Origin of the sequence: Pseudonocardia thermophila (assembly GCF_900142365.1) — a bacterium.
Classification (GTDB): Bacteria; Actinomycetota; Actinomycetes; order Mycobacteriales; family Pseudonocardiaceae; genus Pseudonocardia; species Pseudonocardia thermophila.
In genome coordinates, this window is sequence record NZ_FRAP01000007.1 from 206,829 (window position 1) to 228,448 (window position 21,620).

The following is a 21,620-nucleotide window of genomic DNA, read 5'->3' on the forward strand; positions in this document are numbered from 1 at the left end:
GACACCGCATGCTGTTCCCGCACCTTGCCTCCCCGCTCGACGCCGGGCGCCTGCAGCTGCAGAACCGGACCGTCTTCCCCGCCCACCAGACCCTCATGTCGCGCGACGGGGTCGTCGGCGACCGGATGTACCGCTACTACCTGGAGCGGGCCAAGGGCGGCGTCGGTGCGGTGATCGTGGAGGGCGCGGCGCCGCACCCGTCGGCCCCGAAGTTCCCGGAGTACCTGCTCGCCTACGACGAGCGGATCCTGCCGTCGCTGGACCGGCTCGCCGACGGGCTGCACGAACACGGCACGAAGGCGATCGTGCAGATCGCCCACAGCGGTTCCCGCATGCCGTCGCTGGACTCGCAGCGCCCGCTGTGGGCGCCGTCGGACGTGCGCAGCGCGATCTCGCCCGAGATCCCGCACGCGATGACCGAGGACGAGATCGCCGAGCTGCTCGACGGCTACTACACCGCCGCCACCGTGGTCGCGCGGTCGCGCTGCGACGGCATCGAGTTCCACTCGGCGCACGAGTACCTGCCGGGGCAGTTCCTCTCGCCGGTGAACAACCGGCGGACCGACCGCTGGGGCGGCTCGCTGGAGAACCGCATGCGGTTCCTGCTGGAGGGGCTGCGCAGGGTCCGCGAGGGCCTCGGCGACGACCGGGTGCTCGGCGTGCGGATCAACGGCGCCGACCTGCGCGAGGACGGCGTGCAGACCGAGGAGTACGTCGAGATCGCTCGGCGGCTGGAGGCGACCGGCCTGATCGACTACATCTCCGTCAGCGCCGGGACGTCGGCGGCCAATCACTTGATCGTGCCGCCGATGGACGTCGAGCACCGCGTGTACGTGCCGTACGCGGCGGCGATCAAGGCCGCGGTGTCGCTGCCGGTGTTCGCGGTGGGCCGGATCAAGCGCCCGGAGGAGGCCGAGGACGTCCTCGCCAGCGGCCAGGCCGACGTCGTCGCGGTCGCGCGCGAGTTCATCGCCGACCCGGAGTGGCTCAAGAAGAGCCTCACCGCGCCGGAGACGATCCGGCCGTGCATCGGCTGCAACCAGGGCTGCTTCGGCAACCTGTACCTCAACCGGAGGCTCACCTGCACCGTCAACCCCGCCGTCGGGCGGGAGGCGGAGCTCGGGCTGGGCACGGTGCCGGCGGCGGCGCAGCGGCGGCGGGTGGCGGTCGTGGGCGGCGGGCCGGGCGGCATGGAAGCCGCCATCGCGGCCGCCGAGCGCGGGCACGACGTCACGCTGTTCGAGGCCGCCGGCGAGCTCGGCGGGCTGGTCCCGATCGCGTCCGCCACCCCGGCACGGCGCGAGCTGGCCGAGCTGGTCGAGTTCCAGGCAGGAGAGCTCAAGCGGCTCGGTGTGGACGTGCGGCTCGGCACCCGGGTCGGCGCCGACGACCTCGCCGGCTACGACGCCGTCGTGACCGCGACCGGCGGGTCGCCGCGCGAGCCCGAGTTCCCGATCAGCGGCGTGCAGGCACTGACCCCCGAGGAAGCCGTGGCGGCGACCTCGGCGGACTGGGCGGGGCGCACCGTCGTCGTCGTGGACGACGTGGCGCACTTCCCGGCCTACCTCCCGGCCGAGGTGCTCGCGGACCGCGGCGCCACCGTCGTCGTCGCGACCCCGAAGCTCTCGGCCGGGAGCAACCTCGACACCGCCACGATGATGACCATGCACATGCGGCTCGCGCGCAAGGGCGTCGAGTTCTTCGTGCACCAGGCCGTCGTCGGGGCGGACGAGCACGGGGTCCGCTTCCGCGACACGCTCACCGGCGCGGAGACGGTGCGGCCCGCCGACGCGCTGGTGCTCGCGATCGGTCGCCGGGCCGACGACGCGCTCACCGCCGAGCTGGCGGCCCGCGGGGTCGAGGTGCACCCGGTCGGCGACTGCGTCGCCCCGCGGACGATCACCGAGGCGGTCCGGGAGGGCCGAGCGGCGGGGCGAGCGGTCTGATGGACGTCGCCGAGCTGCTGGCGCGCCAGGAGATCCAGGACGTGCTCGTGCGGTACTGCCGGGCCGTCGACCGCGGTGACCTGGCGCTCCTGCGCTCGGTCTACCACCCCGACGCCACCGACGACCACGGCATCTTCTCCGGCAACGCCCACGAGTTCGCCGAGTGGCTGCTGGCCCAGCCGGGCCGCGACGCGCTCGTCACGCAGCACCACCTGACCAACTCGACGGTGCTGGTCGAGGGCGACAGTGCCCGCGCCGAGACCTACTTCGTCGCGGTGCACCGCCGCCCCGGCCCGCCCGTCGAGGTCGGGCTGTTCGGCGGGCGCTACGTCGACCGCCTGGAGCGCCGCGACGGCGTGTGGCGCATCGCGTCGCGGGTCGTCGTGCACGACTGGAGCCGGTACGCCAGCGCGGGCGAGGAGTGGCCGGGGCTGGAGTCGTTCGCGCGGGGCGGGCAGGCCCCGGACGACCCGGGCTGGTGCCTGCTCGCCGGAGGCTGATCCCGGGCCCCACAGGCAGGACGCGAGGGCGGCCGGCGCACCCGCTGCAGCGGGTGCGCCGGCCGCCCTCGCGTCTGGCACCGCCGCTGCGGCTACTGCTTCTCGAACACCACCGGGTAGCGGGCGAAGTGCTCCCGCGCGGAGTGCGGGTCGAGCTGCGGCGGGTCGTTCGGGTCCGGTCGAGCGCCCGCCTTCAGCAGCGCGGTGAGCATCAGCGTCACGGTGCCGAGCACCCGCTCGCCCTCGGCCGTGCTGGGCACACCACCGGCGAGCTCGGTGCCGATGCACGCGTGCATTCCGCCGCCGAAGGCGTGCCCCCAGCGCGGGACGTCCTCGGGGACCTCACGCAGCGGGTCGTACTCCAGCGGCCGCTCGAAGACGGTCTCGTCGCGGTTGGCGGCGTGCAGGTCCATGACGACGGTGGCGCCCTCGGGGATCTCGATACCGCTGCGCAGCGTGATCGGCGCCATGGCGCGCCGCTGCGCGACCGGGGAGGCCGGGTGCAGCCGCAGCGACTCGTACACGCAGCGCTGGATCAGCTCCGGTTCGGGCGTGGCCTCCGGGTGGTCCTTCGACCAGGTGAACCAGTCGTGCGCGGTGTGGGTCAGCGCGTTCGCGGTGCTGTGCGAGCCCGCCTGCAGGTAGAAGGCGCACTCGCGGCGGATGATGTCGTCGGTGATGCCGAGCTCCTCGCGGTTGCGCAGCAGCGCGGTCAGCACGTCGCGCGGCAGCTCGTCCTCGTCGAGCTCGCCCGCCTCGACCTTCGCGATCAGGGCTTCCCGGCGCGCCCTGGAGGGCTGCAGGAACTGCTCGTCGAACTCCTTCATCGCCGCCCGGACCTCGGCGCGCACCTCCTCGTGGTCACGGGTGCTGTGCACGAGCGTGGCGCCCTCGCTGAACTTCTTGGCGAACCGGTACAGCGCGTCGGTCTCGGCGGGGTCGTCGCTCTTGCGGTCGAGGCCGGCCACCATGGCCGTCAGGTTCATGACGGTGCGGTAGCCGATCTCGACGAGGTCGCCCTTACCGGCCTCGACGAACGGCGTGATGCTCTCGCGCACGAGGTCGTGCAGGAACTCCTTCTCCCAGTGGCGGAAGGTCCCGCGCCGGAACAGCCGGTTCTCCACGCGGCGCCGTAGCTTGTGCTCCTGTCCGTGCAGGACGAGTAGGCAGTCGGCCATCACGACCCCGCCGGCGTCGTAGAGCGACTGCCGCAGGTCGTGCGTGCGGAAGGCTTCCCGCACGTCCGCGTACCGATCGAGGGTGATCGTCGTCATGCTCCGCCTCGCTGCAGAGGATTCGGCGTGATGGTCCTAACGACGCTACCCGGTGTCCATCGACCCCGTCCAGGGGGCACTGGAGTCGTCAGTGTCTTGACGCCGCTCGGTTGGAAGGGCAAGGTCTCACCTCAGTCCGTGGCCGAACTCACTGTGGAGGAGCCCTGTGCCGGACCTGACCTGCGACGTGGTCGTGCTGGGCACCGGACCTGCCGGGATGGCCGCCGTGTCGGCCGCCGCGGCCGAGGGTGTGGAGGTCGTCGCCGTCGAGCCGATGCAGCACATCGGCGGCAATGCCGTGTGGTCCACCGGGTACCTCGCCTTCGTCGGTTCGCAGATGCAGGCCGACCAGGGCATCGTCGACGACGTCGAGACGTTCGTCCAGGACGCGCGGCGCATGGTCGATCTGGCGAAGGACCAGTTCGGGGTCATCTGGGACGAGGACATCGTCCGGCTCTTCGCCCGCGAGAGCGCCGAGACCTACCGGATCCTGACCGATCGCGGTGTCCGGTTCACCCGGTTCATCCCCCGGCCCAAGCAGCACTCCATCGACCGGATGGCCGCGATCGAGGACACCTGGATGCTCGCGCGCGCCTTCCAGCCCGACTTCGAGCGGCCCAACGTCAAGGCCCTCTACGGGCACCTCGGCAAGCGCCTGACCACCCAGGACGGTCGCGTGACCGGCGTCGTGGTGGCCCCGGTCGACGGCGGTGAGCCGTTCACCGTCACCGCGCGCTCCGCCGTCGTGCTGGCCTCGGGCGGGTACCAGTCCAACCCGGCGCTGCGCCAGCGCTACCAGCCCGAGTTCATCGCGCGCGGGCCCTACCTGGGCATCGACACCTGCCGCGGCGACGGTCACCTGATGGGCCAGGCCATCGGCGGCGATCTGATCAACATGACGTTCGTGCCGCCGCTGGTGATCGTGTCCTCGTCGGTCGTCGAGGACGCCATCGCGGTCAACACCGCGGGCGTGCGGTTCCACGACGAGGCGGGCCCGTACGAGGAGCGGGTCAAGCGGCTGCACGAGCAGCCGCAGCGGCGCGCGTTCTACGTGATGGACCACGTCGTCGCCACGGAGAAGGCGACGCTGCTCTCGCAGATGCCCGAACCCCCCGTGCAGGCCGGCACGCTGCCCGAGCTGGCGGAGCTGATCGGGGTGCCGGCCGATGCGCTCGTCGCGACCGTCGAGCGCTGGAACGCCTTCCTCGCCTCCGACGCCACCGTCGACCCGGACTTCGGGCGCGTCGTGCTGCCACCCGGCCGGCGCCGCTGCGCCACCGGCCCGTTCACCGCCGTGCCGATGATCGAGGGCATCAACTTCTGCTCCGGCGGGTTCACCACGACCACCGACATGCAGGTCGTGGACGTCTTCGGGGACGCGATCCGCGGCCTGTTCGCGGCGGGCGACTGCGCGGGCGGACTCAACCCGGTCGCCGACCTCGGCGGCATCCACATCTGCGGCGGGCTCACGCTCGGGCGGATCGCCGGCCGGGCCGCCGCTCGCGGCGTGCACGACCCCAACCGCAAGCCGGGTGTGCAGGGCCACTCGCTCCCCAGCATGCTCGACACCCGCATCGCGTTGGTCCACCTCGAGAAGTCCGCGAACTAGGGAGCCACCATGTCCGTCGGAGTGCTGTTCACGCAGGGCCTCGTCACCGGTGACCCGCACCAGGTCCTCGGGGAGATCCTCGAGCAGGCCGAGGCCGCCGACCGGCTCGGCTTCTGGGCCGCGCTGACGACCGAGCACAAGTACTCCGACGAGTACTTCGGCTCGCCGCTGCACCTGTCGTTCGCGATCGCGGCGCGGACTCAGCGGGTCAAGGTGGGCACCGCGATCGCGATCGCGCCGCTCTACAACCCCGTCGAGCTGGCCCAGGACGCGGCGATGCTCGACCAGCTCTCCGGTGGCCGCACCTGGCTCGGGCTCGGGGCGGGCTACATGCCGGTCGACTACTCGACGGTCGGCGTGAACTGGGACGACCGCGCCCAGCGCTTCGACGAGACGCTGCGCATCCTGCGCCAGGCGTGGACGCAGGAGCGGTTCTCGTTCGCCGACCGGATCTACACGTTCGAGGACGTCAGCGTGATCCCGAAGCCGCGTCAGGAGGGCGGGGTGCCGCTGCACCTGGCCGCGTGGACGCCGGGCGGGCTGCGCCGCGCCGGCCGGCTCGGTGACGGCTGGATCACCAACGCGCTGATGTCGCTGGACACCATGACGGCGATGGCGGGGCAGTACCGCGAGCAGGCCGAGGCCGCGGGCCGCACCCCGCACGTCACCGCGATCAGGTTCTGCTGGCCGTACACCGACCGCGCGGCGGCGCTGGAGAAGTTCGGCGACACCGCGCTGGCGATGGCGCGCACGTTGTTCGACTACGGGGCGATCACCGACCTGCCGGGCGTCACCGACGCCTCGCAGATCACGCTGGAGGAGTTCGTCCGCGACCGGTTCGTGTTCGGCACCCCCGAGGAGTGCGTGGAGACGATCGGCCGGTTCCGCGACCAGGCCGGCGTCGACGACTTCCTGATGATCTTCCGGTACCCGACGGGCCCCGACCACGCTGCGGTGCTGGAGGCGATGGAGCTGTTCGGCACCGAGGTGCTGCCCGCGCTCGAGCAGACGCCGGTGGGCGCATGACGCTGCGGATCGGGGTGATCGGCGCGAACTACGCCGTCGGCACCCACCTGCCCGTCTACGCCGCGCTGCCGGACGTCGAGCTGGTCGCGGTCGCGACCGCGCACGAAGACACCGCCCGCGCGGTCGCGGAGCGGTTCGGTGCCCGTCCGCACGTCGGGTTCGAGGCGCTGTGCGCGGATCCGGACGTCGATCTCGTCGACGTCGCCACCCGGCCGAGCCGCCACCGCGAGATGGCCGAGGCGGCGCTGGCCGCCGGCAAGGACGTGCTGGTGGAGGCCCCGCTCGCGCCGTCGCTGGGCGACGCGGAGGCGATGGCGAAGGCCGCGGCCGGGCGCAACGCGTGGGTGGACATGCAGTCGCGGTTCTGGCCGGGGATGCAGGAGTTCCGCGCGCTGGTGGAGAGCGGATGGCTCGGGACGGTCGAGAACGTCGTCGCGACCGCGTTCTACCCGACGTTCACCCGGCCCGAGGCCGTCGCCGGTTCCGGCTGGTGCGCGGACGCCGCGAACGGGGCGAGCTCGCTGCGGGTGCACGGCCTGCACACCGCCGACCTGATCCGCTGGCTCTTCGGCGACCTGGAGGTCACCGGCGCGACCGTCGCCACCCGGCGGCCCGAGTGGCCCGGCGGGGTGCCCGCGACCAGCGCGGACAGTGTCGCCTTCACCGCTCGGCTGCCCAGCGGCGCGGTCTGCTCCGTGCACACCTCCTGGGTGGCCCGGCACGGCGACGGCTGGCGGCTGGTCGCGCACGGCAGCGACGGGACCCTCGTCGCCACCGCGGCCGGGCACACCGGGCACTTCCCGGTGCGGCTGCAGGGCGCCCGCGCCGACGAGCCGCAGCTGCGTGACCTGGTCGTGCCGGGGGAGGAGCCGGCGACGTTCGCCTTCGCCGAGCTGGTGCGGCGGATCGCCGCGGGCGGCGAAGGCGTGCCGACGTTCGAAGACGGGATCGCCACCCTACGGGTGGCCGAAGCGGTGGAGGAGGGGCGATGACCGGAACCGAGCAGACGGTCGTGCTGACCACGTTCGCCGACGCCAAGGACGCCTACCGCGCGAAGGACCTGCGCCAGGCGCTCTACGACGAGGGCGAGATCGTCATGGCGGACGTGCTGGTCAACCTGCACGGTGAGGAGCACCGCGCCCGGCGGCGGGTGGAGAACCGGCTGTTCCGCCGGGAGACGTTCGACCACTACGAGCGCGATCTGTTCCCGGGCGTCATCGAGACCACCGTCGCGCCGTACCTGGCGGCCGGGAAGGTCGATCTCGTGCACCTCGGCCACGAGCTGCTGCTCAACCTGGCCGCGTTGACCGCGGGCATCGACCGGCCGGAGGGCACGGCAGCGGAGACCGAGCGGCTCTACGCGTACATGATGCGGTTCGTCGAGGGCGCCACCCTGGCGCACTCGACGCAGGACAAGGACGCGCAGCGGGTCGTCATCGGGCAGGCGCTGCTGGACTGGGACGCGGAGTTCCTCACCCCGTCCATCGAGCGGCGCCGCGCACTCGACCCCGCCGACCGGCCCCGCGACGTGCTCACCTGCCTCATGGAGCACGCCGACGAGCTCGGCCTCACCCACGAGGTGCTGCGCCGCGAGGTGGCGTTCTTCCTGCTCGCGGCCGCGCACACCAGCGCGACGGCGTTCGTGCGCTCGATCGACCACATCCTCGGCTGGATCGCCGAGCACCCCGAGGACGCGCCGAAGGCGGCGGGTGATCCGCTGTTCGTGCAGCGCTGCGTGCACGAGACGGTGCGCCTGAACCCGTCCAGCCCGATCGGGAAGCGGCGCGCGCTCGCGCCGGTCCGGCTGCGGTCGGGCATGGAGATCCCCGAGGGTTCCTCGGTGATCATCGACCTCATGGCGGTCAACCGGGATCCCGAGGTGTTCGGGCCGGACGCCGCCGAGTTCAACCCGTACCGCACGCCGCCGCCCGGCGTGGCGCCGTTCGGGCTGTCGTTCGCCGCCGGGATGCACGTCTGCATCGGTCAGGACCTGGCCGCGGGCGTGGTGCCGGGCAACGACGTCGATCCGGACAACCACCTGTTCGGGCTCGTCACCGGCGCGGTGCGGTACATGTTCACCTGCGGGGTCCGTCGCGATCCGGACGATCCACCGGTTCGCGACGCGAACACCGCGCGGCCGTACTGGGGCCGCTACCCGGTCCTTCTGGGAGGAGATGCATGAGCTACACCGCCAGCGTCGACAAGACCGTCTGCATCAGCGCAGGCCTGTGCGTGGCCGAGGCGCCGGAGGCGTTCGTCTTCGACGACGACGAGATCGCCGAGGCCGTCGAGGGGCACCCGGGGCTGTCCGACGAGGCGCTCGTCGAGCTGGCCCGTTCGTGCCCGTCCGGCGCGATCCGCGTCCTCGACGCGGACGGCAACGAGATCGAGCTGACCTGATGGGGTTCCGGCACGTCGTGCTCTTCAAGTGGAAGAGCGACAGCACGAGCGAGCAGCGCGACGCCGCGATCGAGGCGCTGCGGCAGTGGGGCCGCGACGCCGAGCAGTACGGCGCGCTCACCTTCGGCACCGACGCCGGGCTCGCCGAGGGCAACTGGGACACGGCCGTCGTCGTGGATCTCCCCGACCGCGACGCCTACCTGGCCTACGCTGCGGACGAGCGGCACCAGAAGATGATCGCCGAGTACATCCGGCCGATCCTCGCGGAACGGGCCGCTGTCCAGCACGAGACCTGAGGCAGGGAATGGATCTGGGGATCTACGGCCGCAAGGCCGCCGTCGCGGCCGCCACGGCGGGCCTGGGCCGGGCCGCCGCCGCCGCGCTCACCGCGGAAGGCGTGGAGGTGACCATCTGCGGCTCCGACGAGGAGCGCGCACACGATGCCGGCGTGGAGCTGGGGGCCGACTGGGTGGTCGCGGACCTGACCGACCCGCAGGCCGCGGCCGGGTTCGTCGAGGAGGCCCGCAGCATCATGGGCGGGCTGGACATCCTCGTCGTCAACGGTCCCGGCCCCGCGCCGGGCCGGGTCACCGACGTGCCGCCGGAGGCCTACCAGGAGGCGCTCGACCGCGCGCTGCTCGCGCCGGTCCACATGTGCCTGGCCGCCGTGCCGATCATGCGGGAGCAGGGGTGGGGCCGGATCGTCGCGATCACCTCGTTGGGCGTGCGCCAGCCGTACATGGAGCTGGCGCTGTCCAACACCGCTCGCACCGGCTTCACCGGCTTCCTGCGCACGCTGGCGCGTGAGGTGGCGCGCGACGGCATCACCGTCAACTCGGTGCAGCCCGGCCTGCACGCCACCGCACGGGTCGCGGCGGTCTACGGGGACAACCCGCCGACCGACGACATCCCGGCCGGGCGGATGGGCGATCCGGACGACTTCGGCGCGATCGTGGCGTTCCTCTGCTCGACCCAGGCGCAGTACTTGACGGGCGCGGCCATCCCGGTCGACGGTGGGGCCTACCAGGCCCTCCTGTGAGCCCAGGTGCGACGATGACTGCGGCGGGGACGGCCGAAGGCAGGGGGAACATGTCGCAGCAGAGCGTCGTCGAGGAGCTGCAACGCCTGGGGATGTCCGGGTACGAGGCGAAGGCCTACGTCGCGCTGGTCGCAGCGGGTACACCGCTGAACGGCTACGAGGTGGCCAAGCGGTCGGGCGTCCCCCGCAGCACCGTCTACGAGACCCTCGGCAAGCTCGTCAGCCGCGGCGCCGCGTACGAGGTGCGGGCGGGGGAGGCCAGCGTCGGCTACATCTCGCTGCCGCCGTCGGCGCTGCTGGACCGGATGCGCCGCGACTTCGACCAGTCGATCGAGACGCTGCGCGCCGAGCTGCCGCAGGTGGCGTCGCCGCCGCAGGTGCGGCTCGTGCACAGCATGGTCGACCGGGCGTCCCTGCTCGACCGCGCCGAGGACGTCGTGGCGGCCGCGCAGACCGACCTGTTCCTGTCCGGGTGGCCTGAGGAGATCGCCGAGCTCAAGCCGCTGGTGAAGCGCGCCGCGGACGAGGGCGTCGACGTGTCCGTGGTGTCGTTCGGGGAGGATCCCGACCCGGTCGGCAACACCATCGCGCACCGGTTCTCCAAGCCCGAGGTGGTGCTGGAGAACCTCGGCTGCCGGCTGCTGGTGATCGCCGCGGACCGGGAGCAGGCGGTCATCGGCGGCATCGTCAACGGCGAGGCCTGGGGGGTCTACACCGACGATCCCGCGGTCGTGCTGGTCGCCGTCGAGTACGTGCGCCACGACATCGCGATGCACCTGATCGCCGAGAAGTTCGACGTCGAGGACTTCGAGCAGTTCTGGACCTCGGACCCGGCGCTCAACCACCTGCGGGCGGATCACGGTGCGGCGGCGGCGCTGCTGCGTCGGAGCGCGGGTCAGGCGGCGCAGGCTCGTCGGCCGCGGCGGCGGACCCCGAAGTCGGGTTCGGCGACGACGCAGTCGTCGAAGTGAACCCCACACGGCGGCAGCGGCTGAACGCCGCTGTCCCGCCCAGCACGAGCACCAGCGACATCGCCCAGCCCGCGGTGTAGCCGCCGGTCGCGTCGACGACGGCGCCGAACACGGGTGCGCCCAGCAGTGCGCCGACGTAGTAGCCGGCCATCGTCGCGCCGGAGGCTCGTCCGACGGCGTGCGGGGCGGCGGCGACGACCGAGGCGTGCATGATCCCGATCGCGGCCAGCTGCGCGGCGGTCGCCAGCAGCAGCCCGGCCACCATCGGCACCAGCCCGGTGACGGGGCCCGCGAGGAGCAGCACCATCCCGGCCGCGGTGGCCAGGCACATCGCGACCACCCCCGGGATGCGCGGGTTGCCGGTAGCGGTGCTGCGGGACGTGCCGCGGTCGGAGAGCTGGGCCGCCAGCACCATCCCGGCGACGCCGGCGACCGAACCGAGCGAGGTGAGGGCGCCGGCGAGCGCGAGCGGTGTGTCGCCCGCCTCGTTGAGGTAGGCGACCATCCACGAGTACAGCGGCTGCGAGCCGCCCACCAGCAGGAACGCTGCGATCGGGTACCACAGGAAGCCGCGCGGGAGCCGACGCGGCGCAGCGTCGGCCGACCGGCCGGGTGCGCCGGTCGGCCGCGCGCTCGGCAGCGCCCATGCGGCACCGGCGGCGGTGAGCAGCACCAGCGGGACGGCGCCGAGGTACACCGGGCGCCAGCCGACGGCCTCGCCCGCGGCGGTCGCGATCGGCGCGGAGACGGCCACCAGCAGCGGCACGCCGGCCGTCTTCGTCGCGAGCGAGATCCCGTGCCGGTGCGCCGGGACGGCCACGGCGACGGCGAGGTTCGTGCCGGCGTTGGTGAGCGCGTAGCCGAACCCGGCGGCGAGCGCGCCCACCAGCAGGACGGGGTAGACCGGCCACACGGCGGCGGTCACCAGCGCCGCCGCGATCAGCACCAGGTCGAGGGTGACGGCGCGGCGAGCGCCCATCCGGTCGGTGAGCCGCCCGGCGAGCGGCGCAGAGACCCCGGTCGAGCCGTAGAAGACGCCGATGAGGACGCCCAGCTCGGTGCGGGACAGGTCGAGGTCCGCCTGCAGCACCGGGGCCAGGAACCCCGGCACGAAACCGAGGAACGCACCGAGCCCGGTGGCCAGCGTGGAGACCGCGACGACGGCGCGCGGCCCGGCCACCTCAGGCGTTGGTGACGCCGAGCGAGAGCCCGCCGTCGATGGTGAGCACGGCGCCGGTGGCCCACTCGGCTCGGGCGAGGTACTCGACGGCCTCGGCGACCTCCTCCGGGGTGCCGCTGCGCCCCAGGGCGTGCGCGGCGCCGAGGGCCCGCATGCGCTCCGCCGCCTCCTCGTCGGTGAACAGGCCGGCCCGCTGGTTGATCTCGGTCAGGACCCCGCCGGGGCGCACGCAGCTCACCCGCACGCCCTGCGGACCCAGCTCGGCCGCCAGCACGCCCGTGAGCGCCTCCAGGGCCCCCTTCGTGGCCGCGTAGGGGGAGGCGCCGGGGAAGGCCCGCTGGGTGTGCACGGAGCCGAAGAAGATCACTGCGCCCTGGCGCTCCCGCAGGTGCGGCAGGGCGAGGCCGGTGAGCAGCATCGGTGCGATCGTGTTCGAGGTGAACACGTCGAGGAGGGCTTGCTCGTCCAGCTCCTCGAGCGGCCCGCGGTACATGTTGCCCGCGGCGTGCACGAGCACCTCCAGGCCGCCGCCGTGCTCGACCGCGGCGTCGATCATCCGCTGCCGGTCGTCGGGGTTCGTCACGTCGCCGGCCACGGCCCGCACGTTCGGCCCGGCCTGCTCGGCCACGGCGGCGACGCGGTCGGCGCGGCGGCCGGTGACCGTGACCCGGGCACCCTCCGCCGCGAAGCGCGCGACCACCGCCGCGCCGATCCCCGACCCGCCCCCGGTGACCAGCACCGGCATGTCCTTCAGCGCCCTCACGCGGTCCCCTCTCCCGATGTCCAGGTGATGGCTCGCCGCACGATCTCACGGTGCTGCGGCACCTCGTACGACGGCGGATGGTGGCCCAGTGCGTCGTACACGACGCGCCCGCCGCCGTGCTCGCGCGCCCACAGCAGCGGCTGACCCGCGCACTGCAGCAGCGGCTGCACGTCGGCGGCGAGATCGAGGTCGCTGTAGCGCTCGTCCTCGATCGCGAAGTCGTCCAGCCCGGCGACGAGCGGGTGGTCGGCGCAGACCTCGATCTGCAGCGGGCCGAGCGGCGGGTGCGAGGAATGCCCCCAGCGCCAGGCCCCACCGACCGCGGCACCCCACTCCGGCCAGTCGTCGAAGCAGATGCTCGCGGTGTGCATCGCCAGCAGCCCGCCGCCCGCGGCCAGGTGCTCCTCCAGCGCGGACCGGGCGTCAGGGGCGGGGGAGCAGCCCAGCTCGGCGGCCTGCACCCGGTAGCGATCGGGTGTGCCGGGGCAGGTCATCGTCCAGCGCAGGGCGTTGACCACCAGGAGCGCGGCCCCTGGCAACGCACGCAGGCCGGCGTCGATGTCCTCGTGCACCTCGGCGGTCAGCCCCTGCTCGGCCAGTAGCTCCGTCAGGCACGCCGTAGTGGCGGGGAAATCGTGCGTCGGACCGCCGGACAGGACAACGGCACGTCGGAGACTCATGCGTCCGGGACCCCCTTGGCCAAATTCGACGTTAGGAACCTAACGCCGCCCTCTGGTCAAGGCAAGGTGTAGAGAAGTAGCGTCGTTACCCGAGCAACGACGATGGGGTGAAAGCCGTGACGGGTTGGGCAGTGGTGACCGGGGCGGGCAACGGAATCGGTGCCGTGATCACCCGGCACGCCGTGAAGGCGGGTTACCGCGTCGCGGCGTGGGACGTGGACGAGAAGGCGGTGACGGCGCTCGCGGCCGAGCTCGGCGCATCGTGCGTCGGGACCGCCGTCGACGTGACCGACGAGGAAGCGGTCAACGCGGCGATGGCCGCGCTGCCGGAGGCACCCAAGCTGGTGGTGAACAACGCCGGCGTGGTGCGCTTCGGGCCGCTGCTGGACCTCTCGGTCGCCGACTGGCGGGCGGCGGTGGAGGTCAACCTCACCGGCACGTTCCTCGTCTCGCGCGCAGCGGCTCGGCGGATGATCGACGCCGGTGGCGGGGCGATCGTGAACATCTCCTCGATCAACGGCATCGCGGCGGCGCCGAACGCGGGTGCCTACACCGCCTCGAAGGCAGCGGTGATCAAGTTGACCGAGCACATGGCCCTGGAGTGGGGGGACGCCGGGATCCGCGTCAACGCGGTCGCACCGGGACTGATCAACGCGGGCATGTCGGAGCCGATCTTCGCCGACCCGGAGGTGCGTGCCCTGCGCCAGGGCCGCGTGCCGATGGGCCGACTGGGCTCGGCCGACGACGTCGCCGAGACCGTGATGTACCTCGGCTCGCCGAAGGCCGCGTACGTGACCGCGCAGACGATCGCCGTCGACGGCGGCATCACGGCCTCGGCGCTGCACAAGATGCCGCGCCCGGCGTCGGTCGACTCGGTGGGCGTGGAGGCGGACTCGCGGTGAGCGACGGGCGACCGCGATGATCTTCTCGCTCTCGGCGGCGACGGTCCTGGACCTGGCGCCCGGCGACGTCCCGCGCTGCGCGGCCGACGCCGGCTACCCCTTCTGCGGGGTGCGGTTCTCCGACGTCGCCGCGCAGGCTCCGGCTGTCGCCGCCGGGCTCCGGTCCTCGGGCGTCGAGCTGCTCGACGTCGAGGTGGTGCGCCTGGGTCCGGACGGCGTCACCGACGAGCACCGCCGCCTCGCCGACGCCGCCGCTGAGCTGGGTGCGCGGTTCCTGCTGACCGTCTCGCAGGACCCGGACCTCGCTGCCACCACCGACCGGGTCGCCGCCGTCGCGGACCTCCTCGCCGGCTCGACGACCCGGGTGGCGATCGAGCCGATGCTGTTCACCGGCATCCGCACGCGCTCCGACGCCGAGCGCGTCGCGCGTGCGGTGCCGGGGACGGTCGTGCTGCTCGATCCGCTGCACCTGCACCGGGCCGGCACCCCGCTGTCGCAGCCCGCCGACCCGGACCTGACGGGCTACGCGCAGCTGTGCGACGCGGCGGCCGAGGAGCCCCTCGACCTCGCCCACGAGGCCCGCCACGAGCGTCTGGTGCCGGGGGAGGGGGTGCTGGCGCTGAGTGAGTTCCTGGCGGCGCTGCCGCCCGCCACGCCGCTCTCGATCGAGGTGCAGTCGGACCAGCTGGCGGCGATGCTGGAGCCCTTCCCGCGGGCGGTACTGGTGCGGGAGGCGGCGGAGAAGCTGCTCTGAGGTCTACGGGCGCTGCCGCTCGTCGGCCCTGGTTGCGGCAGCCCGAATCGGCCGACACTCTCCGCTCCTGTGCAGGGTTCGGCCTGTCCGGCGCTGTTCGGTTGTGATCGGGTGGTGGCCGCCTTCTCGAAGGGTGATGGCGGGTTTGCCCGGTAGTGGCGGGGCTCGGTGACCCGGCGGTGTCGTGAAGGGGTGATCCGGACGAGGCTGCCGTCGTCTCCGGCGTGGACCTTCCCCCGGGGCGCTCGGTGTTCGAGGTGGTGGACGCAGTGCTCGGCCGAGTTGGCTTCGCTGGTCGGGCCGCCCCGGCCCAATCCTGGATGTGGTCGAGTTCGCCGTTGACGACTCTCCGCCGACAGCTCGGGAACCGGCAGTGCACGTCCCTGGGTTTCACATGATCAGCCAGTGCGGTGGAGGGGTGGTGGCGGGTGCGGCCCAGATCGAGCAGCCGCCCGGAGAAGGGCTCGAGCTGCGCCGCTGCCAGATCGCATCCGGCGCGACCTGCCGCGCCGGCTCTGCGGGGAAGGGCCGGTAGCCGACCAGCGGGGTCGTTGTTCTGCCCCAGCAGCGTGGCGGCGTCCACCACGATCTGGCAGTGTGCGTCGCGGGGGTTGACCGGTGGCGGCATCGGCCCGTCGGCGTCGTCGGCCTAGGTGATCATCCGGCCGCTCAGCACAGCGGCGGCGAGATCAGCGCGACGCTGATCCTGGTGCGGGGATCGTTCGCGCCGAGGCCGCCCTCGGCTAGCCGGGTGAGCCTTCCGCAGCGGGCGACCACGTCGGTGGTGGGCATGAGGATCCACAGGCCGGCCGTACCAGGACCGTCCTCGTCGTCCTGGTGGTAGACCGGCACCCGCCGAGCCTCGAAGGCCCGCTCGCGGCGGTTCTCGACGTCCTCGGCGTCGTTGGCCATGACCGCCCGCTTGCCGCGGCTCGCAACTGGGCCGGGGTCTGATCGGGGAGCCTTCGGCAGCACGCGCCGTTCGACTTGAGCCGCTCCGCAGGCCCTCAATCGAACACAGCTCGGAGAGCGGATGCAGCGCAGCGGCAACTCAGTCGGCCAGAACCCTGCGGAACCCGTCGTGACGACACGGCTGTGTTCGCCGCGAAGGGTGACCCACTGCCCGACGAACCGCGGCGCGCTGAGCGGCATCTGACGCGGTCGGAGAGATGAGCACGATGCCGGGACCGCGGCGGCGCAGGTACTCCGCAGCCGGCTGGCGGGATGCGGAAGGAAACGCGGAGGCGAGAACCCGGGAGAGGTGGGCCGTCCTCGTCGGAGCCGATTCCCCGAGACAGGGGTGCCCGCGCACATCCGTCGGGATGTGCGCGGGCACCCACGCAGAGAGCCGAGCTACGACCCCTTGACCACCCAGGTGCAGAGCTCCTCGGCGGTCTCCGGCGGTTGCACGGTCCACGCATCCCCGGCGTGCGCCTGGATGCTGCGCACGCACCGCGCGCAGTACCGCGGCCGCCCGCCCGGAACCCCGGGCACCTCCCCCTCGTCGACCTTCGCGACGTCGGGATTGGCCCGCCAGTACTGCCCTCCGCTACCGCAGCGATGACGGAACGTCGTGGAGTCGCCGTCCACCTCGACGGTGCCGAGCGAGCCGTGGGCCCGCAGCAGCGCGGCGATCTCGCGGGCGTCGACGCGGGAGCCGACGAGATCGTCGATGTGCACGGTCGTACCACCGATGAGCTCGTCGATGACCTCCGTGACCGGGCGGTGCTCGGCCGCGAGGTCGATGAGCTGCACGATCAGCGCCACGAGCCGGTCGTGCAGCCCGCGCCAGCGCGCGTGCTCGGCCTCGACCAGGGCGAGCACGCGCTCGTCGACCGGTGGGTCGAGCGCGCGCAGCTGGTCCGGGAGCTGCTGCAGATGCAGTTCGGTCATCGCAGGTACGACGCTGCGAGCTCGTCGGACTCCAGCAGCTCGGTCGAGTCGCGGGTGAGGACGTTCCGGCCGCCGCGCAGGATGTAGGTGCGGTCGCTGACCTTCAGCGCTGCCGCCTGCTGCTCGACGATCAGGAACGTCACCCCGGTCTCGCGCAGCTCGCTGACCACGGCGAACAGGTCGCGGACAACGCGCGGCGCCAGCCCGAACGACAGCTCGTCGACGAGCAGGAGCCGTGGCCGGCTCATCAGCGCCCGCCCGAGCGCCAGCATCTGCTGCTGACCACCCGACAGCGACGACGCGGGCTCGGCCAGCCGGCCGGCCAGCTCGGGGAACAGGTCGAGCACCCGATCGCGGGTGGCCTTGACCTCCCCGGCCGGGATCCGGCGGGTGGCCAGCCCGAGGTCGAGGTTCTCCCCGACGGTGAGCGTCTGGAAGATGCCGCGGCCCTCGGGGAGCTGGCAGAGCCCCATCCGAGCCCGCTTGTCGGGCGTCGCCCGGCCGAGCTCCTGGCCGTCGAAGGTGATCCGGCCCGACCACAGCGGCAGCATGCCGGACAGCAACCGCATCAGCGACGTCTTGCCCGTGCCGTTCGGGCCGAGCACCGTGACGATCTCGCCCTCGTCGACGTGGAGCGAGATCCCGTGCAGCACCTCGATGCTGCCGTAGCCCGTGTGGGCGTCCTCAATCTCCAGCAGCAACGTCGGCTCCCAGGTAGGCCTCCACGACGACGGGGTCGCGCAGGACGTCCTTCGGCGCGCCCGAGGTGATGATCCGTCCGAAGTGCAGGACGGCCGCCGTCGGGCAGAGCCGGCTGATCAGTTCCAGGTCGTGTTCGATGATCATGACAGCGGCTTCGGGGTTGCGCGCGGTCCACGCGTTGAGCCCGTTGACGAGCCGGTCGACGTCCTCGGCGCCGAGGCCGGCGGCCGGCTCGTCGAGGAGCAGGAGCACGGGGTCGTTGAGCAGCGCCCGCGCCACCTCGATGATCTTCTGGCTGCCGACCGGGAACGCGTTCGCCGCGCGGTCCGGGTGGTCGAGGCCCAGCTCCTCCAGGAGGGCGTAGGCGCGCTCGCGCTGGACGCGCTCGTCGCGCCGGGCCGAGGGCAGCCCGAGCAGTTCGGCGAGGTGACCGTGCCGGTAGTGGCGGCTCCCGCCCACCATCACGTTCTCGACGGCGGACAGGTTCGGGATGAGCCGCGGGGTCTGGAAGGTGCGCGAGACACCCATCCGCGCGACCTCCATCGGCGCTCGCCCCAGCACGCTCTGCCCGGCCAGCCGGACGTCGCCCGCGTCGGGCTGCAGGTAGCCCGAGACGACGTTGAGGCAGGTGGTCTTGCCCGCCCCGTTCGGTCCGATCAGGCCGGTGAAGCCGGGTCGGACGTCGAGCGAGACATCGACGAGGACCTTGTTGCCGCCGAACGCCTTCTGCACGTCGACGAATTGCACGACCGGGGTCGCGACCGCGGTGGTGGTCATTCCGCCACCTCCCGACGGCGCAGCCGGGCCATGAACCGGGAGTCACCCACCCGGCGGGCCAGCGAGGTCAGACCGCCGGGCAGGACGGAGATCGCCAGCATCAGCACCAGCCCGTACGCGATGGCCTGCTGGTCTCCCAGGTCCTGGAAGAACTCGATCAGCACGATCGCGAAGGCGGCGCCGACCACCGGGCCCCACATCGAGCCCGCGCCGCCGACGAACACCATCACCAGCATCGGGACCAGCAGGTTCATCTGGAACATGGCCGGGAAGATGAACGTCTGCAGCTGCCCGTAGAGGGTGCCGGCGACGGCGGCGATGAACCCGGAGAGGGCGAACGCCACCAGCCGGTAGCGCAGCGCCGAGACCCCGAGCGAGCCGGTCAGCTGGCCCAGGTCGCGGACGGCCTGCAGGGTCCGCCCGAACCGCCCCAGCAGCGCCCGCCGCATCAGGAAGAACATGATCGCGGCGACCGCCAGCACGACGAAGTACGTCGACGCGGCCGTGGTGATGCCCGGCAGCGACCACACGTTCACGCTCATCCCGCCGCCACCGCCGGTGAGCGGGCGGGCCATCGTCAGCAGCTCGACGATCGCCATGCCCAGCGCGAGCGTCGCGATCGCCAGGAAGAAGCCGCGCAGCCGGATCGCCGGGAACCCGATCACCAGCGCGAGGACCGCGGCGACGATCCCCGCGAGGGGGATGGTGAGCAGGAACGGGATCCCGTACTCGACGCCGATGGCGCTGCCGTACGCGCCGACCGCGAACAGCGCCGCGTGGGCCAGGCCGATCTGCCCCGACCAGCCGACGAGCAGGTTGAACCCGAGCGTCGACACGGCGTAGACGAGGGTCAGGCTCACCACGAACACCACGTAGGTGTTCGCGACGAAGGGCACCGCGAACAGCGCCAGCAGCACGATGATCGCGATGATCCCCGTGCGGGTGCTGGAGCCACCGGTGGTGCGGCCGGGCACCGTGTTGGCCGCGATGCCCGCGCCGGCCAGCCCCGACGGGCCGTCGCCCGGCGGTACCGCCTTCGCCGCTGCCACCTGCTGGGCCGTCTCAGACATCGCGCAACACCATCCCCTTGGTGAAGCCCTCGGGCCGGAGGATCAGGACCAGGAAGACCACGAGAAGCGCCACCGAGAACTGCACCGCCGAGGAGATGTAGGCCCCGACGAACTGCTGGATGACGCCGAGCGCCAGGCCGCCGACGAACGTGCCGAGCAGCGAGGTGAACCCGCCCATCGTCGCCGCGACGAACCCGTAGATGATCAGCGAGGCCGGAGACAGCGTCGACACGAGCGCCGACTGGGCCTGCAGCATCACGGTCACGGCGGCGATGAACCCGCCGACGGCCCACGCGATCGCGGAGAGCCGGCCGGCGCTGACGCCGATCAGGCGGGCGGTGGAGCGGTTCTCCGCCACCGCCCGCATCTGAGCGCCCACCTGGGTGCGGAAGAAGGCGGTGATCGCCACGGCGCCGATCAGCCCGACGATGATGGACACGATCTGGGACACCCCGATCGCGACCCCGCCGCCGATCTGCACCGCGGCCCCGGTCCAGGGGGCGGGGAAGCTGCGGGGGTCGTGCCCCCAGATCAGCCCGACCACCGCGTTGAGCGCCAGCGTGAGGCCGATCGTCATGAGAAGCAGCGGGAAGTGCCCGTACGACGAGAGCCGGCGCATCAACGCGATGTCGATCAGGACCCCGATCACCGCGCCGGTGATCAGCGTCGCCAGGACGGCGATCCAGAACGGAACGCCTGCCGCGGCGAGCGAGATCCCGACGTACGTGGCGACCAGGCCCATCTCGGCCATCGCGAAGTTCGGCACGTCGGCCGCCTTCATGACGACCACGATGGCCAGACCGAGCAGGGCGAACCAGCTACCCGACTCGAGCCCGCTGACGATTGTCTGCAGCATCGGTCACTCCGGAGCCGTGAACTGCTGCTCCACGACCCACTTGCCGCCGGTGTACTTGGCGAGGCCGGCCGAGATGACGCAGTCGTGGCCGTCGGGGAGCGGACCGCACTCGATGTCCGGGATCGTGCCGAGCTTGATCGGGTCGTTGCGGAGGTTCTCCGCGGTCTTGACGAAGTTGTCGTACGACAGGTCGTCACCGAGCCGCTTCACCAGCTCGGCGAAGGCCATCACGAAGCTGTAGGTCTGCAGCGAGAAGCCGCTCTCGCCCTGCTCGCCGTCGTACTTCTTCGCCAGCTCGCGCCAGTGCTCGACCGCGGGGTTGTCGGTGGAGACCACGTCGGCCTGCATGCCGGCGATGAAGCCCTCAGCGGCGTCGCCCGCCGGACCGACGGTGGACGGGCCACCCGTGCCGCCGCCGCCCTGGTCGGCGTAGATCGGGCCGGTGAAGCCCTGGGCGCGCAGCGCCTTGAGGATCAGCGCGACCGAGGTGTTGTCGGTGGCGAGCAGCACGGCCTCGGGCTGCTTGGCCAGCACGTTGTTGACCGCGACGCTCACCTCGGTGCTGCCGACCGGCTGGGTCTCGTCGGCGACGAGCTGCATCTCCGGGTGCTTGGGCAGCTGGAGGTCGAGCGCCTGCTTCATCGAGACGCCCAGGTCGTTGTCCTGCTTGATGACCGCGATCTTGGTGATGCCCTGCTTGGCGAAGTAGTCGATCGCGACCCGGCCCTGGGTCGCCCGCGACGCCGAGAGCAGGAAGACCTCACGCTGCTTCGGGTCGGCCGGCGAGATCGGGCCCCACACCGGGGTGCCGTTCTGCGCGATGAACTGCCACGTACCGGGCAGACCCTGCGAGCCCGCCGGGGCGACGACCGCGTAGACCTTGTCCTGGGACACCAGGCGGCGCACGTTCGTGACGACCCGGTCGGCGGTGAAGCCGTCGTCCAGGATGACCAGGTTGATCTTGCGCCCACCGATGCCGCCCGCGGCGTTGAGCTCGTCGACCGCGATCTTCATGCCGGCCTGCAGGCCCTGGCCGGACACGGCGGCCGTGCCGGTCAGCGGCAGGGTCGCGCCGATCGTGATCTGGTCATCGGTGATACCCGGGGGAGTCTCCCCGCCGGACGAGCTCGAGCTCGCCACGTTCCCACACGCCGCCGCGAACATGGCGGTCACTGCCGCCACCGCGACGAAGAATGGCCTGCGCACCATCTCCGGTCCTCCACATCGAGTCCGTGTCGAAGTCAAGGCGCGGTGCGTGGACCGCCCGCGACGTGCGGC

The 21,620-nt window shown here is 72.4% G+C and carries 22 protein-coding genes and 1 pseudogene; 12 read left to right on the forward strand and 11 right to left on the reverse strand.

Annotated elements, in window-relative coordinates:
- The first annotated feature begins 8 nt into the window (after positions 1-8).
- Both BUE41_RS11670 and BUE41_RS11675 read left to right on the forward strand, forming a co-directional pair.
- On the forward strand, positions 9-1,946 hold the full coding sequence (locus tag BUE41_RS11670) for an oxidoreductase (protein ID WP_073457048.1): 1,938 nt from the start codon (positions 9-11) through the stop codon (positions 1,944-1,946).
- Complete coding sequence (locus tag BUE41_RS11675; protein WP_073457049.1) at positions 1,946-2,446, forward strand: nuclear transport factor 2 family protein; 501 nt, start codon at positions 1,946-1,948, stop codon at positions 2,444-2,446. The genes BUE41_RS11670 and BUE41_RS11675 overlap by 1 nt, the downstream gene beginning before the upstream one ends.
- A gap of 92 nt (positions 2,447-2,538) precedes the next feature.
- On the opposite strand, the gene BUE41_RS11680 is transcribed toward BUE41_RS11675, so the two are convergent.
- Positions 2,539-3,720 (reverse strand): cytochrome P450, encoded by a 1,182-nt coding sequence (locus BUE41_RS11680; protein ID WP_073457050.1) that lies wholly within the window; start codon positions 3,718-3,720, stop codon positions 2,539-2,541.
- 166 nt (positions 3,721-3,886) lie between these two features.
- On the opposite strand from BUE41_RS11680, the gene BUE41_RS11685 reads away from it, so the two are divergent.
- Genes BUE41_RS11685 through BUE41_RS11720 form a run of 8 tightly spaced genes read left to right on the forward strand, consistent with a single transcriptional unit; the run spans position 3,887 to position 10,765 of the window.
- A complete protein-coding gene (locus BUE41_RS11685) occupies positions 3,887-5,329 on the forward strand; it encodes an FAD-dependent oxidoreductase (protein WP_234997182.1) in 1,443 nt (480 codons plus the stop codon).
- Positions 5,330-5,338: 9 nt separating this feature from the next.
- Positions 5,339-6,355, forward strand: coding sequence for an LLM class flavin-dependent oxidoreductase (locus tag BUE41_RS11690; protein WP_073457052.1), 1,017 nt, complete (start codon positions 5,339-5,341; stop codon positions 6,353-6,355).
- Positions 6,352-7,347 carry a Gfo/Idh/MocA family protein gene (locus BUE41_RS11695; protein WP_073457053.1) on the forward strand — a complete coding sequence of 332 codons (996 nt, stop codon included), beginning with the start codon at positions 6,352-6,354 and terminating at the stop codon, positions 7,345-7,347. Before BUE41_RS11690 ends, BUE41_RS11695 begins: the two co-directional genes overlap by 4 nt.
- The gene (locus tag BUE41_RS11700; protein WP_073457054.1) at positions 7,344-8,537 is read left to right on the forward strand and encodes a cytochrome P450; all 1,194 of its coding nucleotides are present in this window, start codon (positions 7,344-7,346) and stop codon (positions 8,535-8,537) included. Before BUE41_RS11695 ends, BUE41_RS11700 begins: the two co-directional genes overlap by 4 nt.
- Positions 8,534-8,755 (forward strand): ferredoxin, encoded by a 222-nt coding sequence (locus BUE41_RS11705; protein ID WP_073457055.1) that lies wholly within the window; start codon positions 8,534-8,536, stop codon positions 8,753-8,755. The genes BUE41_RS11700 and BUE41_RS11705 overlap by 4 nt, the downstream gene beginning before the upstream one ends.
- Entirely contained in the window at positions 8,755-9,051 is a 297-nt protein-coding gene (locus BUE41_RS11710) for a Dabb family protein (protein ID WP_073457056.1), read from the forward strand. The genes BUE41_RS11705 and BUE41_RS11710 overlap by 1 nt, the downstream gene beginning before the upstream one ends.
- An 8-nt stretch (positions 9,052-9,059) precedes the next feature.
- Complete coding sequence (locus tag BUE41_RS11715) at positions 9,060-9,794, forward strand: SDR family oxidoreductase (protein ID WP_073457057.1); 735 nt, start codon at positions 9,060-9,062, stop codon at positions 9,792-9,794.
- 50 nt (positions 9,795-9,844) lie between these two features.
- Complete coding sequence (locus tag BUE41_RS11720) at positions 9,845-10,765, forward strand: TrmB family transcriptional regulator (protein WP_073457058.1); 921 nt, start codon at positions 9,845-9,847, stop codon at positions 10,763-10,765.
- Between the two features lie 127 nt (positions 10,766-10,892).
- Here the strand turns inward: BUE41_RS11720 and BUE41_RS31840 are convergent.
- The 3 genes and pseudogenes from BUE41_RS31840 to BUE41_RS11735 form a co-directional block, all read right to left on the reverse strand.
- Positions 10,893-11,945, reverse strand: a pseudogene (locus BUE41_RS31840) (MFS transporter); the annotation flags it as partial.
- Between the two features lies 1 nt (position 11,946).
- Entirely contained in the window at positions 11,947-12,708 is a 762-nt protein-coding gene (locus BUE41_RS11730; RefSeq protein WP_234997184.1) for an SDR family NAD(P)-dependent oxidoreductase, read from the reverse strand.
- Positions 12,705-13,388 (reverse strand): ThuA domain-containing protein, encoded by a 684-nt coding sequence (locus tag BUE41_RS11735; RefSeq protein WP_073457061.1) that lies wholly within the window; start codon positions 13,386-13,388, stop codon positions 12,705-12,707. The genes BUE41_RS11730 and BUE41_RS11735 overlap by 4 nt, the downstream gene beginning before the upstream one ends.
- Positions 13,389-13,504: 116 nt before the next feature.
- On the opposite strand from BUE41_RS11735, the gene BUE41_RS11740 reads away from it, so the two are divergent.
- Entirely contained in the window at positions 13,505-14,290 is a 786-nt protein-coding gene (locus BUE41_RS11740; protein WP_234997185.1) for an SDR family NAD(P)-dependent oxidoreductase, read from the forward strand.
- 16 nt (positions 14,291-14,306) lie between these two features.
- Positions 14,307-15,044, forward strand: a complete 738-nt coding sequence (locus BUE41_RS11745; RefSeq protein ID WP_073457063.1) for a sugar phosphate isomerase/epimerase family protein — start codon at positions 14,307-14,309, stop codon at positions 15,042-15,044.
- Positions 15,045-15,713: 669 nt separating this feature from the next.
- On the opposite strand, the gene BUE41_RS11750 is transcribed toward BUE41_RS11745, so the two are convergent.
- The 7 genes from BUE41_RS11750 to BUE41_RS11780 all read right to left on the reverse strand — a co-directional run bounded on the left by BUE41_RS11750 (position 15,714) and on the right by BUE41_RS11780 (position 21,551).
- The gene (locus BUE41_RS11750) at positions 15,714-15,956 is read right to left on the reverse strand and encodes a hypothetical protein (RefSeq protein WP_073457064.1); all 243 of its coding nucleotides are present in this window, start codon (positions 15,954-15,956) and stop codon (positions 15,714-15,716) included.
- 441 nt (positions 15,957-16,397) lie between these two features.
- Positions 16,398-16,937: a hypothetical protein gene (locus tag BUE41_RS11755; RefSeq protein WP_073457065.1), complete on the reverse strand. Its 540-nt coding sequence runs from the start codon at positions 16,935-16,937 to the stop codon at positions 16,398-16,400.
- Entirely contained in the window at positions 16,934-17,638 is a 705-nt protein-coding gene (locus BUE41_RS11760) for an ABC transporter ATP-binding protein (protein ID WP_073457066.1), read from the reverse strand. The genes BUE41_RS11755 and BUE41_RS11760 overlap by 4 nt, the downstream gene beginning before the upstream one ends.
- On the reverse strand, positions 17,622-18,416 hold the full coding sequence (locus BUE41_RS11765; RefSeq protein ID WP_073457067.1) for an ABC transporter ATP-binding protein: 795 nt from the start codon (positions 18,414-18,416) through the stop codon (positions 17,622-17,624). The genes BUE41_RS11760 and BUE41_RS11765 overlap by 17 nt, the downstream gene beginning before the upstream one ends.
- Positions 18,413-19,486, reverse strand: coding sequence for a branched-chain amino acid ABC transporter permease (locus tag BUE41_RS11770; protein WP_084754785.1), 1,074 nt, complete (start codon positions 19,484-19,486; stop codon positions 18,413-18,415). Before BUE41_RS11770 ends, BUE41_RS11765 begins: the two co-directional genes overlap by 4 nt.
- The gene (locus tag BUE41_RS11775; RefSeq protein WP_073457069.1) at positions 19,479-20,342 is read right to left on the reverse strand and encodes a branched-chain amino acid ABC transporter permease; all 864 of its coding nucleotides are present in this window, start codon (positions 20,340-20,342) and stop codon (positions 19,479-19,481) included. Before BUE41_RS11775 ends, BUE41_RS11770 begins: the two co-directional genes overlap by 8 nt.
- Before the next feature lie 3 nt (positions 20,343-20,345).
- A complete protein-coding gene (locus tag BUE41_RS11780; RefSeq protein WP_073457070.1) occupies positions 20,346-21,551 on the reverse strand; it encodes an ABC transporter substrate-binding protein in 1,206 nt (401 codons plus the stop codon).
- Between the last annotated feature and the right edge of the window lie 69 nt (positions 21,552-21,620).

What these genes read in the sequence shown, in the direction of transcription:
- BUE41_RS11720 (WP_073457058.1), top strand. Translation starts at nt 9,845, where the DNA reads ATGTCGCAGCAGAGCGTCGTCGAGGAGCTGCAACGCCTGGGGATGTCC.
- BUE41_RS11775 (WP_073457069.1), bottom strand. Translation starts at nt 20,342, where the DNA reads ATGCTGCAGACAATCGTCAGCGGGCTCGAGTCGGGTAGCTGGTTCGCC.
- BUE41_RS11675 (WP_073457049.1), top strand. Translation starts at nt 1,946, where the DNA reads ATGGACGTCGCCGAGCTGCTGGCGCGCCAGGAGATCCAGGACGTGCTC.
- BUE41_RS11715 (WP_073457057.1), top strand. Translation starts at nt 9,060, where the DNA reads ATGGATCTGGGGATCTACGGCCGCAAGGCCGCCGTCGCGGCCGCCACG.
- BUE41_RS11680 (WP_073457050.1), bottom strand. Translation starts at nt 3,720, where the DNA reads ATGACGACGATCACCCTCGATCGGTACGCGGACGTGCGGGAAGCCTTC.
- BUE41_RS11755 (WP_073457065.1), bottom strand. Translation starts at nt 16,937, where the DNA reads ATGACCGAACTGCATCTGCAGCAGCTCCCGGACCAGCTGCGCGCGCTC.
- BUE41_RS11705 (WP_073457055.1), top strand. Translation starts at nt 8,534, where the DNA reads ATGAGCTACACCGCCAGCGTCGACAAGACCGTCTGCATCAGCGCAGGC.
- BUE41_RS11700 (WP_073457054.1), top strand. Translation starts at nt 7,344, where the DNA reads ATGACCGGAACCGAGCAGACGGTCGTGCTGACCACGTTCGCCGACGCC.
- BUE41_RS11765 (WP_073457067.1), bottom strand. Translation starts at nt 18,416, where the DNA reads ATGACCACCACCGCGGTCGCGACCCCGGTCGTGCAATTCGTCGACGTG.
- BUE41_RS11710 (WP_073457056.1), top strand. Translation starts at nt 8,755, where the DNA reads ATGGGGTTCCGGCACGTCGTGCTCTTCAAGTGGAAGAGCGACAGCACG.
- BUE41_RS11690 (WP_073457052.1), top strand. Translation starts at nt 5,339, where the DNA reads ATGTCCGTCGGAGTGCTGTTCACGCAGGGCCTCGTCACCGGTGACCCG.
- BUE41_RS11745 (WP_073457063.1), top strand. Translation starts at nt 14,307, where the DNA reads ATGATCTTCTCGCTCTCGGCGGCGACGGTCCTGGACCTGGCGCCCGGC.
- BUE41_RS11780 (WP_073457070.1), bottom strand. Translation starts at nt 21,551, where the DNA reads ATGGTGCGCAGGCCATTCTTCGTCGCGGTGGCGGCAGTGACCGCCATG.
- BUE41_RS11670 (WP_073457048.1), top strand. Translation starts at nt 9, where the DNA reads ATGCTGTTCCCGCACCTTGCCTCCCCGCTCGACGCCGGGCGCCTGCAG.
- BUE41_RS11750 (WP_073457064.1), bottom strand. Translation starts at nt 15,956, where the DNA reads ATGGCCAACGACGCCGAGGACGTCGAGAACCGCCGCGAGCGGGCCTTC.
- BUE41_RS11735 (WP_073457061.1), bottom strand. Translation starts at nt 13,388, where the DNA reads ATGAGTCTCCGACGTGCCGTTGTCCTGTCCGGCGGTCCGACGCACGAT.
- BUE41_RS11695 (WP_073457053.1), top strand. Translation starts at nt 6,352, where the DNA reads ATGACGCTGCGGATCGGGGTGATCGGCGCGAACTACGCCGTCGGCACC.
- BUE41_RS11770 (WP_084754785.1), bottom strand. Translation starts at nt 19,486, where the DNA reads ATGTCTGAGACGGCCCAGCAGGTGGCAGCGGCGAAGGCGGTACCGCCG.